Annotated in this window: 13 protein-coding genes; 8 read left to right on the plus strand and 5 right to left on the minus strand. The window is 74.3% G+C overall.

Annotated elements, in window-relative coordinates:
* Positions 1–28: 28 nt before the first annotated feature.
* Positions 29–865 carry an EamA family transporter gene (locus tag ACZ60B_RS18275; protein ID WP_469388086.1) on the minus strand — a complete coding sequence of 279 codons (837 nt, stop codon included), beginning with the start codon at positions 863–865 and terminating at the stop codon, positions 29–31.
* On the opposite strand from ACZ60B_RS18275, the gene ACZ60B_RS18280 reads away from it, so the two are divergent.
* Positions 864–1148 carry a cupin domain-containing protein gene (locus ACZ60B_RS18280; protein ID WP_469388087.1) on the plus strand — a complete coding sequence of 95 codons (285 nt, stop codon included), beginning with the start codon at positions 864–866 and terminating at the stop codon, positions 1146–1148. The two genes, ACZ60B_RS18275 and ACZ60B_RS18280, sit on opposite strands and share 2 nt — an antisense overlap.
* Before the next feature lie 43 nt (positions 1149–1191).
* Here ACZ60B_RS18280 and ACZ60B_RS18285 read toward each other — a convergent pair whose 3' ends face one another.
* The gene (locus ACZ60B_RS18285) at positions 1192–1389 is read right to left on the minus strand and encodes a hypothetical protein (RefSeq protein ID WP_469388089.1); all 198 of its coding nucleotides are present in this window, start codon (positions 1387–1389) and stop codon (positions 1192–1194) included.
* Positions 1390–1462: 73 nt separating this feature from the next.
* Between ACZ60B_RS18285 and ACZ60B_RS18290 the strand changes: the two genes are divergently transcribed.
* Positions 1463–2059 carry a TetR/AcrR family transcriptional regulator gene (locus tag ACZ60B_RS18290; protein WP_469388090.1) on the plus strand — a complete coding sequence of 199 codons (597 nt, stop codon included), beginning with the start codon at positions 1463–1465 and terminating at the stop codon, positions 2057–2059.
* A 125-nt stretch (positions 2060–2184) separates the two neighbouring features.
* Here ACZ60B_RS18290 and ACZ60B_RS18295 read toward each other — a convergent pair whose 3' ends face one another.
* On the minus strand, positions 2185–2358 hold the full coding sequence (locus tag ACZ60B_RS18295) for a hypothetical protein (protein ID WP_469388092.1): 174 nt from the start codon (positions 2356–2358) through the stop codon (positions 2185–2187).
* Here ACZ60B_RS18295 and ACZ60B_RS18300 point away from each other — a divergent pair.
* Both ACZ60B_RS18300 and ACZ60B_RS18305 read left to right on the plus strand, forming a co-directional pair.
* A complete protein-coding gene (locus ACZ60B_RS18300) occupies positions 2357–2590 on the plus strand; it encodes a hypothetical protein (protein ID WP_469388093.1) in 234 nt (77 codons plus the stop codon). The genes ACZ60B_RS18295 and ACZ60B_RS18300 overlap by 2 nt on opposite strands.
* Before the next feature lie 474 nt (positions 2591–3064).
* On the plus strand, positions 3065–4555 hold the full coding sequence (locus ACZ60B_RS18305; RefSeq protein WP_469388095.1) for a hypothetical protein: 1491 nt from the start codon (positions 3065–3067) through the stop codon (positions 4553–4555).
* A gap of 98 nt (positions 4556–4653) precedes the next feature.
* On the opposite strand, the gene ACZ60B_RS18310 is transcribed toward ACZ60B_RS18305, so the two are convergent.
* Positions 4654–5091 (minus strand): GNAT family N-acetyltransferase, encoded by a 438-nt coding sequence (locus tag ACZ60B_RS18310; RefSeq protein ID WP_469388096.1) that lies wholly within the window; start codon positions 5089–5091, stop codon positions 4654–4656.
* A 310-nt stretch (positions 5092–5401) separates the two neighbouring features.
* Here ACZ60B_RS18310 and ACZ60B_RS18315 point away from each other — a divergent pair, with 310 nt between their 5' ends.
* The 4 genes from ACZ60B_RS18315 to ACZ60B_RS18330 are packed head-to-tail and all read left to right on the plus strand — an operon-like array spanning position 5402 to position 10885.
* On the plus strand, positions 5402–6535 hold the full coding sequence (locus ACZ60B_RS18315; protein WP_469388098.1) for a leucine-rich repeat domain-containing protein: 1134 nt from the start codon (positions 5402–5404) through the stop codon (positions 6533–6535).
* Entirely contained in the window at positions 6532–8478 is a 1947-nt protein-coding gene (locus ACZ60B_RS18320) for an ankyrin repeat domain-containing protein (RefSeq protein WP_469388100.1), read from the plus strand. Before ACZ60B_RS18315 ends, ACZ60B_RS18320 begins: the two co-directional genes overlap by 4 nt.
* Positions 8475–9686 (plus strand): AAA family ATPase, encoded by a 1212-nt coding sequence (locus ACZ60B_RS18325; protein ID WP_469388102.1) that lies wholly within the window; start codon positions 8475–8477, stop codon positions 9684–9686. The genes ACZ60B_RS18320 and ACZ60B_RS18325 overlap by 4 nt, the downstream gene beginning before the upstream one ends.
* 41 nt (positions 9687–9727) lie before the next feature.
* On the plus strand, positions 9728–10885 hold the full coding sequence (locus tag ACZ60B_RS18330; protein ID WP_469388104.1) for a vWA domain-containing protein: 1158 nt from the start codon (positions 9728–9730) through the stop codon (positions 10883–10885).
* A 95-nt stretch (positions 10886–10980) separates the two neighbouring features.
* Here the strand turns inward: ACZ60B_RS18330 and ACZ60B_RS18335 are convergent, their stop codons facing one another.
* Positions 10981–11658, minus strand: coding sequence for a GAP family protein (locus ACZ60B_RS18335; RefSeq protein ID WP_469388106.1), 678 nt, complete (start codon positions 11656–11658; stop codon positions 10981–10983).
* Positions 11659–11768: the final 110 nt, after the last annotated feature.

Below are 11768 nucleotides of genomic sequence, written 5' to 3' on the forward strand. Positions count from 1 at the left end.
GGTGCTGGTGGTGCGGGGGCGAGGCGGGTCAGGTGAGGGCGAGCAGGCCGACGGCGACCGCGGCGGTGCCCAGGCCGATGAACTGGCCGCGGTGCAGGCGCTCGGCGAGCACGCCCCGGGCGAGCAGCACGGTGCCCGCCGGGTACAGGGCGGTGACCGCGGCGACCACGGTGAGGTCCCCGCTGCGGGCGGCGAGCAGGAACAGCAGGTTCGCCGGCGGGTCCGGTACGCCGGCGGCCGCGGAGATCGCGCAGGCGGGCTTCTCCGGGCCGAGCCGGCGGTACATCGCGGCGGCCGCGACGAGGGTGACGGCGGAGGAGACCGCCCGGCCGACGACCAGGGGTGCCACGCCGCTGTCGGCCGGGGCCTGGTGCAGGAAGACGAGTTGCAGGGCGATGGCCGCCCCCGCGCCGAACGCCAGCAGCAGCGCTGTCCGTGACGGACGCGAGGCGCGGGCTCCATGACCGGCGCCGACCAGTACGACCGCCACCAGCGCGAGCGGCAGCCCCACCGGGCCGGCCACCCCGAGGTGCTCGCCCTGGAGCAGTCCGACCGCGACCGGCAGCGCGGCGGACACCGGCGCGGTGAGCGGCGAGAGCACGTTCATCGGGCCGATCGCGAGGGTCCGGTACAGCAGCGCGAACGCGGCGGCGGACGCGACCCCGGACGCCGCACCCCACCCGGTGGCGGCCCCGCCGAACCAGGCTCCCAGGACCGGCCACAGCAGCAACTCGACCTTGCCGACATCCTCGGCGTCTCGGTGTCCGCCCTGATGGAGGGGCCGGCCCAGGAGCGGGTCCGCGTGGTGTCCGTCGAAGCCGTCACGCCCCTGTGGGCGGGGGCGGGGCGGTGAGGCCCGGCTCATGCTGACCACCGCCGGGCCGGCCCCGGTCGAGGTGTGGCGCTGGAAGCCGGAGCCGGGCGAGGAGTACCCCGGCCACCCGCACCAGGCAGGTGTGGTGGAGACCGTCAGCGTCACGGCCGGCCGGATGACACTGATCGTCGACGGCGCCGAGCGTCCCGTCGAAGCCGGACGGACCGCCACCTTCGACGGTGACGCCCCGCACGCCTGCCGCGGCTCGGGTGCCGAGACCTGTCACCTGATCATGACCGTCCACCTGCCGCCCGGCCCCGCCTCCGCGGTCTGACCGGAACGGCCCGTCGGGCCGGCAGGGGAAAGCGGAGCCGCCTCTATTCGCCGCCGCGCGGCGTGATGAGCGCCCGCACGCCCGTGACCACGGCGAAGCCGATCGCCAGGACCGCGAAGAACAGACCGATGGTGGCCGCGGTGCCCACGCGGGTGGGCGGGAAGGCGATCTGGCGGGCGATGTTGAGGACCCCGATGGTGACGGCGTAGACCCACCACGGTGCCCGACGGAATCGGCTCATGACTGTAGTCCCCCTGTTTATTTGACACAGCTGTGCCAGAAACAATATAACACGCGTGTGTGATAATGGCCGGGTGCCGAAAGTCGTGGATCATGAGGGGCGCCGCGCGGAGTTGGCCGTCGCCCTGTGGCGCGTCGCGCTGCGCGACGGCTTCGACGCGGTGACCGTCCGTTCGGTGGCCGAGGAGGCCGCCTGGTCGGCCGGAGCGTTGCGGCACTACTTCCCGGACAAGACCGAAATGGTGCTGTTCGCCATCGACTTCGTGGTGGAGGCGGTGCGGCGGCGCATCAGCGGCGCCAACGCCGCCGCGGGCTCACCGTCGCCGCGACTGGCGCAGAGTCATCTGGAGCAGCTGCTGCCGCTGGACAGTGAGCGCCGACTGGAGTCCGAGGCGTGGTTCGCCCTGGTGTCGCTCGCGCACCGCGACGCCGCGGCCGCGCAACGGCGCGCCGAGGTCGACGAGTTGATCCGTGGTGCGGTGGAGAGTGCCGTGGCCGCGCTGGAGGAACTGGGGGCGCTCGGTGCGGGGCGCGTGCGCGCCGTGGAGACGGCGCGACTGCACGCCCTGCTCGACGGGATGGTGGTGCACCTGCTGGCCCGGCCGCCGCGGCTGAGTCCGCGGCAGGCGCGGGACATCCTGGCCCGGCATCTGGCGGACCTCCGCGCCTGAGTGCGTTCGTGCGGGGTGTCCGTGTCCATGCGGGGCCGGAGCGGCGCAGCGGGCCTCGGCACGTCACCGGCCGGCCCCGGCCCCGCCCGGTGAGCGGTCGTGGACGGGGGCGGAGGCGGACCTCGTCACTCGACCGGTTCGGCCTGTCGTAGGGCCTGGCACTGGAAGACCTGCTCGGCGAGGGCCTCGCTGCCGACCGGGATCTGCGCGGTGCCCGTGCCGTAGGCGGGGGCGGTGACCGGGGCGAAGTTCTCGGCGAGCGGGATCCCCTCCCGCGACAGGAAGGTGACGTACGCCATGAAGGTCACCTCGTGGTCATTGACGTTGTTGACCTGGACGGTGGCGAACGGATTGCCGGGCCCCGCGCAGCTGACCACGGACACCGGGACACCCGAGGTCGGCTTCTGCGACGAGTCGTCCGTGGAGCCGGAACCCGACCCCGACGACCCCCCGCCCGTCGTGGACGTCGAACTGCCGTCGTGGTCCTGGCTGGAGCTACTGCATCCACCGCCCCCGTCGCTGCTGTCGTGACGGCTCTTGTGACGTGAGTCGGAGAACCCCGTGAGGGCCAGAACCACCGTCAGCGTCACGGCCGTCAGTCTGAGAACTCTCCCCGTTTGCGTGCGCATGCCACAACCCTAGTGACCTCCGGATCGCCCGGAAGCCACGAGATCCGCTTATGACAGGGTCGTTACGAGGGTGCGCTCACGCCACGCGTGCCGCCCTTCGCGTGCCGGGCGAAAATCGCTCGCGCACCCTGTGGGCCGAGGGCATCCTCAAGTCCCGGCCGCGCGGGCGGTCGGTTCGCCGGACCGGAAGGGGAGTGCCGTGACCAGCGGCCTTGGACGGAAGCTGCTGCGGGGACTCCGTACCCGAATCGGCTTTCCTCGCGTCTCGGAGGGCCCGTCGGGCGACCGCCCGCCCGTCCGGGTCGGCCTTTCGCACGTGGGGGAACGTCCGCCGGACGACGGCCTGCCCGCCCGGCCGAGTGCGCATGGGCTTTACGTGGCCGTGGCCGACGTCGTGACCCGACGAGCCCCCGACGCCGAGGAACTTGCCGGTCTGTTGCTCGCCGTCGACCGCGACGGCGACCCCGAGATGCTTGCCCTGGCCGGACACCTCCTGGGGCAGGCGGACCCGCGGGTGTGGCTGACGCTCGATGTGGCGGCGCGCCGGGTGTGGTTGTGGGCTCCGCGCTGGTCGGCGGTCGCGGGGCGGCGGGTGTCGCAGGGCGCGGCCTCGCCCGTGGGACTCGCGGTCGCCGCGCTCCACCCCGACGGCCGCGTACGTGAGGCAGCCGTTGCGCAACTGGCCGACCTCCACGACACCCTGGCGATGCCCGCGCTGGCACTTCGGGCCGCGGACTGGGCGCCGCAGGTCCGTGACCGTGCCCGGTCGGCGCTGGAGCGCCGGTTCGCCGAGCCCTCGCCCGCGCAGCTGGTCGCGGCCGCGGGGGTCGCTCTGGCCCTGCGGGAAAGGCGTGAGGGCCGCTGGGCGGCCGACCGGATCGAAGCCCTTCTCCAGGACGGCCCGGCCGACCTGCTGGCCGCTGCCCTCGCCGCCGCGGACCCGCGCACCTGCCGCGTCGCGCACCTGACGGCGCTCGCCACCGGCAGGCTGGACCTGGCGCAGATGCTCCGCGCCGCCGAGCGCGCCGGCGACCTGCCGACCCGGATCCGGTGTGCCGAAGCCGCGGTGCGGACCGCGGCCGCGGCCGGAACGGTTCACCTCGTCCGCCCCCTGTGCACCAGCACGACCGCGGCGGTCCGGGCGGAGGCGATACAGGCGCTGGCCGGAGAGGGCGACACCGCCCCCGCCCTCGCCTGCCTCGCCGACCGCAAGCCGATCGTGCGGGCGGTCGCCCGGGCCGCACTGCGCCGCACCGGCGTGGACCCGGCCGAGCACTACCGACGACTCGTCAAGACGCCCCTTCCCGAGCCCGGAGCCATCGGCGGTCTCGGTGAGACCGGGGGTGCCGACGACGTCGGCCTCGTCTCCCCCTGGCTCGGTCACCCGCGGGCCCGCGGGCGGGCGGAAGCCGTACGCGCGCTGCGCCGCCTGGGCGCGGCGGACCCCGGCACCCTCTTCGGGCTGCTCACCGACCCGTCCGGCGCGGTCACCCGGGAGGTCACCGTCGCGCTGCGCCCCCGGGCGTCCGAGCTCGATCTCCCGCGTCTGCGGGACCTCGTCGCCGAGAGCAATCCGTGGCACGTGCGGATGGCCGGTTACCGGCTGCTGCGCGAACGGGACACCTGGACCCGGCTGCTCGTGGACCTCGAACTCGCCGCTGATCCATCGCCCCGGATGCGCGACCGCGTCCGCGGCGACATCACCAACTGGCTCGCACGCGAAGCCGCGACCACGTACACGATGCCGCAAGGCCCTGTCGCCGACGAGCTCGGCAGGCGACTGCGTGACGCCGAAGACGCACTCGGCCCGGACCAGGTACGCCTGCTGCGCTTCCACCTGGGGCTCGAGCGCCGGTCGAAGGCATGAGGGTCCGGCTCACGAAGGCCTGCGGCTGCCGTTCTGCGACACGCACGCACCTGACGCGCCGTCACGGTCCCCGTCCGGAGCCGAGCCCGGCCGGGGAATCACCGCTTCAGGGCGAGGCGATAGACCGTGGAGTCCCTGGCCGTGAAACCGATGCGCTCGTACAGCCGATTCGCCGCCCGCCGCGACGGGCGCGACGTGAGGTCCACCGTGCGGGCGCCGGCGGCTGCCGCCAGGCGCAGCGCCTCCTCGGCCAGGGCGGCCCCGACGCCGTGCCCCCGTGCGGCCTCGTCCACGACCACGTCCTCGATACGGGCCCGCAGACCGGAAGGCAGGGGGAACATGACCAGCGTCAGCATCCCCACCACCTCGCCGTCGACCCGCGCCATCAGCACCGTCGTCGCGTCGCCGGCCAGCAGGAGCGCCACCGACTCGTGATCCAACGGGCTTGCCGTGCTCGACAATTGGGGCAACAGGCGCGCGAACGCCGCAACCGACTCGTCGTTCGCTCCACTGACGACCGCGACCTCGACACTCATGATCCCGACCCTACCGAGCAAGTCGTCCGGGTTCGCTCGCACGGGCCGCGACAGGCCCGGTCGGGCCGACGTCGACGCGTCCGACCGAGTTCGAACATGCGGGCGAAAGTCGCTATGATCTCCGCGGCAAGGCTGTAGCGCAGAGGTCGTCGCGCCTAAGCATCAAGCTGGAGGACGTCGGTTCAAATCCGACCAGCCTTGCCGCCCTTGTCGTGGAGGAAAATCGATTGGCGTCGGTTCGTCCTGGGCGGGCGGAGGGCGATGCCGCCCTCGGCGGGCCAGGCGCCGGCGATGGACCGGTGGAGTGGTGATGACGCAGCCGACACCCGTACGCTGCCCGGCGATCGAGCACCCGGACATCGCGATCAGCGACCCCGCCGCACTGCAACCGCTGCTGGACCGGCTGCGGTCCGCCCGGCCGGTCGGGACCGACGAGACGTTCCCGCTCGGCACCGTGCGCGCGGACGGCCGTGTCGACCTGTGCAAGCAGGGACTCGGAGCGGCCGGCGCCGCCCGGCTGATGCCCCTCGCCGCGGCCTCCGCCCACGCCACGCACATCCTGCTCGGCACCAACGCCATCGGCGACGAGGGAGCCCGTACGGTCGCCGACGCGCTGGCCGACGGCCACGGCCTGCGCACGCTCTACCTCGGCTGCAACCGCATCGGCCCCGACGGCGCCACCGCGCTCGCCGACGCGCTGAGCACGGACGGCACCGTGCGCGCCCTGTGGCTCAAGCGCAACCCGGTCGGCGACGACGGCGCCCGCTCGCTCGCCGCGATGCTGCGCCACAACACCACCCTGCGCACCCTCGACCTGGTCAACACCGGTGTGACCACCGACGGACTGCGAGCCCTGCTCGACGCGCTCACCGACCGGTCCGACCCGGTGGAACGCCTCTTCCTCGGCGGCAACGGCCTGACCGCGGACGCCGCCCCACTGCTGGCGGACCTGATCCGGGAAGCGGGCGTGCGCGAGCTGTACCTCCCCGCCAACCACCTCGGAGACGAGGGCGCCACGGTCCTCGCCGCCGCGGCCGACCCCGCACGGCCGCTGCGCCTGGGCCTCGGCGGCAACGGGATCGGCCCCGCCGGCGCCCGGGCCCTCGCCGACCGCCTCGACGGGATCGAGACGCTCGACCTGGGCCGGCCGCCGTCCGAACGCAGCCTCGGCGCCCCCGCCAACACCACCGGCGACGAAGGCGCCCACGCGCTGGCCGCCGCCCTGCCCGGGAGCCCGCTGCGCAGACTGGAACTGTGCCACACCGGCCTGACCGGACGGGGCGCGAAGACCCTGCTGGCGACCGTGCCCGACGACTCGCCCCTGGAGTACGTCGGTCTGGGCCCCGGCCTGCCCCGCAAGGTGAAGCGGTCCTTCACCCGGCGGCTGCGGCCCGGCACCGGCACCCATCCCGACCTGCGCGCGATAGGGAGCGTCTACCGTTGAGCCTCCATGGCGAACTGCGCTGCTTCCCCCCGGACCAGGCGGCGAGCCTGCGCCGGGTCCGCCGGTACGCGGTGCCCCGGTGGATGATCGAGCGCGCGACCGAACGCCGCCTGGCCGGTGACTGGCGAGGTGCCTGCGCGGCGGCGAACGTCGACATCGCCTTCGACCTGTCCGAGGTCGCCGGCCGGTGGGGCGACGACATCGCCGCCGCCCTGGCGGACGACCTGCGCCACTTCGTCCCGGACCTGCTGCGCTGGCACCTGCCGCGCGGGGGCGGCGGGCGGACCACACTCCTCACCGACACGACGGTCGTCCTGGCCCGCTACCACCCGAGCACGCCTGGCGAGGGCCGCCCGGCCGCGCCGTACCTGCACATCACCACCCCGGCGATGATCGACGGTCCGCAGCGGATCGCCCTGCGGTTCGGGACCCTCCGGGGCGAGGAGACCGCGGGCGTCTTCGTGCGCTCCACGCAGGACTGGCGCCACGCACGACACCTGTGGGACGCCCGGCACACCGACGAGCTGCGCGAACGCTGCGGCGGCGGCGCGGACCGGCCACCGTTCTTCCACGCCGACGCCACCCCGCGCGGCCGGGACGAACTCCCGACCGCCGATCCCGGCGACGCAGACCCGGCGGCGCGTTCCGAGTGGGCCACGCTGCTGCACCAACAGGGCGATTTCCAGGCCGCGTTCGCCGCGGCCGGCATCGAGTTGGACCCGACACCCCCGCCCGGGGCGGGCTGGCTCCGGACCGACCCCGAGTCGCTCCTGGCCGGGACGGCGCTCAACCACACCGTCCTGGAGCCGGAGGTCCGCCGCCGGCAGGCCGCCGGCGGCGGTGGCCGCTTCCTCCTCGCCCCGCACTGGAAGATCTACATCCTGCTGGAGCCGCTGGACACCGGCGGACTGCTGGCGCGCATCGTCGACCGGGACGGGTTCAAGGACGTGCCCCTCCTCGCCGAGGCCCTGTGGCGCAGACTCCCCGACCTCGATCTGCTGCGTGCGGGCGGCGTCGTACCGGAGCATCTGCATCCGCTCGTCCGCCAGGCCCTGTTCCCCGCCGTCCAGGTCCCCGAAGGCCGGGTCGGCCCGCCCGGGCCGACGGCGCCCGCACCCGTCCGGGTCAGATGCCGCGGCGAATGGCACGAGGTGGGCTTCCGGCCCGGAAGCCTGCTGCGCATGCCGCACAGCGACGAGGAGCAGCAGCGCGAACGCGCCCTGCGCGCCTTCGGCGGCGCCGTCGCCGGGTGCTTCGCCGTGGAGCAGACCTGGACCTCCGGAACGGGCCGTCTGCCGAAGGCACTTCGGGCGCAGCGCCGCGAACTGTTCCTGCGGGCCCAGCACGGTGACACCTCCGGTGTGCTGGCCCTGCTGGACGCGGGTGTGGACCCCCGGGTCCGGGACGCCAACGGCCGCAACCTGCTCCACGCACTGAACCTTCTCGACCACGAGACCCTGCTGCCGCGACTGCTGGCGGAGGGACTCGACCTCGAAGCCCGCGACCAGCGGGAGCGCACCCCGCTGTTCGTGGCGGTCAACGACCTCGGCACGAAGGCACTGGTGGAGGCGCTCGTCGCCGCCGGGGCGCGGCTGGACGTGGTCGACGACTCGGATCGGTCGCTGGCCCAGAACGTCCGCCGGTACAAGCGGCGCGACCTGGCCTTCCTCCGGGAGCGGGTGGAGCGGGAACACCCGGACGTCGGCGCCGACTGGTGGGACGAGTGGATGGACGAGCAGGAGGAGTACTACGCGCAGGACCCCGACGAACCCGACAAACCCGTCGACGAGGAGGGGTACTTCGCGGAGGATCAGGCCGACCCGGTCGACCCCGACGACGGGGAGCCGTATTTCGCGCAGGACCCGGCCGATCTCGTCGAACCCGACGACGAAGCGCGGTTCGGCCCGGACGAGCCCGACCACGAGAAAGAGCCGCCCCTTTGAGCACGGACAGTGCCCCCACCGTCGCGCCGTCCGGCCCGCTGGCTGCCGCGGACGACCTCAACCGCAGGCTGCGCGCGGTACGGACCGAACCCGCCGCGAACCCGCAACTGGAGGCCCTTGCACTGGCCGTGACGGCCAATCAGCCCGTGCTGCTGTGGGGCGAGCCCGGTATCGGCAAGTCGGCCGCCCTGGAACAGCTCGCCGCCGGGCTCGGCCTGCCGCTGGAGACGGTCATCGCCAGCGTGCACGAACCCTCCGACTTCGCCGGGCTGCCCATCGTCGGTGACGACCCGGCCGTGACCGGAGTGCCGATGGCCCCGCCGGACTGGGCGGTCCGTCTCGCGCGGGCCGGACAGGGCCTGCTCTTCTTCGACGAGCTCTCCTCCGCGCCGCCGGCCGTGCAGGCGGCGCTGCTGCGGGTCGTGCTGGAACGACGGGTCGGCAGCCTCGCCCTGCCGGAGGCGGTACGGATCGTCGCCGCCGCCAACCCGCCGTCCAGCGCGGCGGACGGCTGGCACCTCAGCCCGCCGCTCGCCAACCGGTTCGTCCACCTGGAGTGGACCCACGACCCGCGGACGGTCGCCCGCGGCATGGCCGGCACCTGGCCGGAGGTGACCGTGCCCGTCGTCGGCGCCGCCAAGGTGCCCGGCGCGGTCGCCCGGGCCCGCGGCGCGATCTCCGGCTTCCTCACGGCCCGGCCCGGCCTGGTCCACCACATCCCCGGCGACGCCGAGAGCCGGGGCCGGTCCTGGCCGTCCCCCCGGACCTGGGAGATGGCCCTCAAGCTGCTCGCCACCGGATACGCGGCCGGGGCCGGCCGGGAGGCGCTGGCCGCCGCGCTCACCGGCGCCGTCGGCGACGGCGCGGGCCTGGAGCTGCTGTCCTACCTCGAACACCTCGACCTGCCCGACCCCGACCGGGTCCTCGCCGATCCGGACGCCTTCGCCCTGCCCGACCGCGGCGACCGCCAACTGGCGTTCCTCATCGCGGTGGTCGCCGCCATCCAGAGCGACCTGACCCGGCCCCGCTGGGAGGCCGGCTGGGCGGTACTGGCCAAGGCCGTGGACGCGGGCGTACCGGACGTGGCCGCCCGGGCCGCCACCGACCTCGCCGCGATGCGGCACCTCGACTGGCCCGTGCCACCCGGCATCGACGGGTTCCTGGACCTGCTCCAGATGTCGGGGGCGCTCCCCGGCGGCGGACGGTGAGGCGCGCGGGGACCACCGGAGACCCCCGGGGCGCCCTTGACATGACCAAGCTGCTGGCCGCCCGCTACCGGGCGGCGAGCGACCGGCCGTATCTGGCGGCCGCGCTGTACTCCCTGACCGTCGTGCCCAGCACGGAGGTCCCCACGATGGGGGTGGACCGGCACTGGCGCTGCTATGTGTCCCCCGCCTTCGTCGAGGCGACGGCGGTGCCCGAGCTCGCGGGCGTGTGGGTGCACGAGGTGGCGCATCTGCTGCGCGACCACCACGGCCGGGCCGACCGGCTGCCCGCCGCCGACCAGCGCGACTGCCACCGCGTCAACGTCGCCCAGGACTGCGAGATCAACGACGACCTGCTCGCCGACGGCCTGCGACTGCCGGAAGGGCGCGTGGAACCCCGGCTGTTCGGCCTTCCCGAGGGCGGGCTGTTCGAGGCGTACCTCGCCCTGCTGCCACCGCAGGTCCGTACGCCCGACTGCGGATCCGGCGCCCACGGCAGGCCCGGGCCCTGGGAGCTGCCGGGGGCCGCCGGGCCCGCGCGGATCGGCGAGGTCGAGGCGCAGGCGCTGCGACGGCAGACCGCCGAGGCGATGCGCGCCCATCAGCGCGGTCGCGGCACCCTGCCCGGGGGGTGGCAGCGCTGGGCCGAGGCGATCCTGGAACCCACGGTCGACTGGCGGCAGGCGCTGTCCGGCGCGGTCCGGGAGGCCGCCGCGTGGGCGGGCGGAGCCGTCGACTACACCTATCGCCGCCCCTCGCGCCGCACCCCGGCGCTGCGCGGCGTCGCGCTGCCGAGCCTGCGCCGGCCGCTGCCGCGGGTGGCCGTGGTCATCGACACCTCGGGCTCGATGGGCGACGCCGAACTGGCCGCCGCCCTCGCGGAGGTGACGGGCGTCCTGCGCGAGGTGGGGGTACGGGGCAACCGCGTGACCGTGTTCGCGTGCGACGCCGATGTGCGGGCCGTGTCCCGGGTGACGGCCACCGAGCAGATCACCCTCGGCGGCGGTGGCGGCACGGACATGCGCGTCGGGATCGAGGCGGCGCTCGCCACGCCGGACCGCCCGAACATCGTCGTGGTCCTCACCGACGGGATCACCCCCTGGCCCGACCGGTCCCCGTCCTGCCGCGTCATCGCGGCTCTGATCGGCTCCACCGCACCGCAGGCGCCGGGCTGGGTGGAGACGGTACGCATTCCCGGCTGACCGTTCGGCAGCACGGCCCAAGGCGCCGGGTCCGGCCGCTCGGGACGTGGCGCGCGTCGGCCGGCGGCGCGCACCGGGCTCTCACGCCGACGCGGTCACGAGCTCAGGACGTCGACCCCGTCGCCCAGCAGTTTCAGTCCGAACACGAAGAGCAGTACGGCCATGATGGCCGTGTTGTGGCGCGTCGCCCATTCCTTCCAGTTGCCCAGCGTCTTCCGCGCCCGCTCACCCATGACCAGGAAGACCGCGAGCGGGGCGAGCAGCCCGACGGAGGCGACGACGACGAAGACCGCCAGTGCGCCGATCTGCTGTCCGACCGGCAGTCCCGACGAGCTGATGGACGCAGCCGCGGCGATGGTCAGCGGGGCGTTCTTGAGGTTTCCGGCCGACAGCAGCAGGGCGAGGAGGAAGACCTTCACCGGTGTGAAGCGGTCGATCGTGGCCATCCACTTGGGCAACTGCGCCTGGGTGGCATCGGCCGGGCGGTGCCGCCAGAGCTTCAGGCCCAGCAGCGCCAGCAGCACGCCCAGGGCGAGCTTGAGCGCCCCTACCCAGGTGGCCGGCTGCCCGTGGGAGGTGGCGCTCTCCTGACCTCCGACGAGCAGCATCACCGCGCCCAGGCCCGCCAGGCCCAGCACCCAGCCGGCGGCGAACACCACTCCGTTCAGGCGTCCCCGAGGCGTCGCCAGCACGATGATGATGGCGATGATCGGAAGCGGACTGACGGCGACACCGGCCGCGAAGCCCAGAACATCACCCAGTACGTGACCCATGGGCAAAGAATCGACGACGGCGCACGGTCCTTGCCGTAGGGGCGCGGCGTGCGGGTGAATGACGCCCACGGCCGCCCTCGGGCCCCGGGTGCGGGGCATGTGGGTGAGGC

This window comes from Streptomyces sp. NPDC104096 (genome assembly GCF_055584385.1).

Bases quoted from the DNA above. Each gene is read 5' to 3' on its own strand.
- ACZ60B_RS18285 (WP_469388089.1), bottom strand. From the start codon at position 1,389: ATGAGCCGATTCCGTCGGGCACCGTGGTGGGTCTACGCCGTCACCATC.
- ACZ60B_RS18295 (WP_469388092.1), bottom strand. From the start codon at position 2,358: ATGGCGTACGTCACCTTCCTGTCGCGGGAGGGGATCCCGCTCGCCGAG.
- ACZ60B_RS18310 (WP_469388096.1), bottom strand. From the start codon at position 5,091: ATGAGTGTCGAGGTCGCGGTCGTCAGTGGAGCGAACGACGAGTCGGTT.
- ACZ60B_RS18280 (WP_469388087.1), top strand. From the start codon at position 864: ATGCTGACCACCGCCGGGCCGGCCCCGGTCGAGGTGTGGCGCTGGAAG.
- ACZ60B_RS18275 (WP_469388086.1), bottom strand. From the start codon at position 865: ATGAGCCGGGCCTCACCGCCCCGCCCCCGCCCACAGGGGCGTGACGGC.
- ACZ60B_RS18300 (WP_469388093.1), top strand. From the start codon at position 2,357: ATGAAGGTCACCTCGTGGTCATTGACGTTGTTGACCTGGACGGTGGCG.
- ACZ60B_RS18315 (WP_469388098.1), top strand. From the start codon at position 5,402: ATGACGCAGCCGACACCCGTACGCTGCCCGGCGATCGAGCACCCGGAC.
- ACZ60B_RS18335 (WP_469388106.1), bottom strand. From the start codon at position 11,658: ATGGGTCACGTACTGGGTGATGTTCTGGGCTTCGCGGCCGGTGTCGCC.
- ACZ60B_RS18330 (WP_469388104.1), top strand. From the start codon at position 9,728: ATGACCAAGCTGCTGGCCGCCCGCTACCGGGCGGCGAGCGACCGGCCG.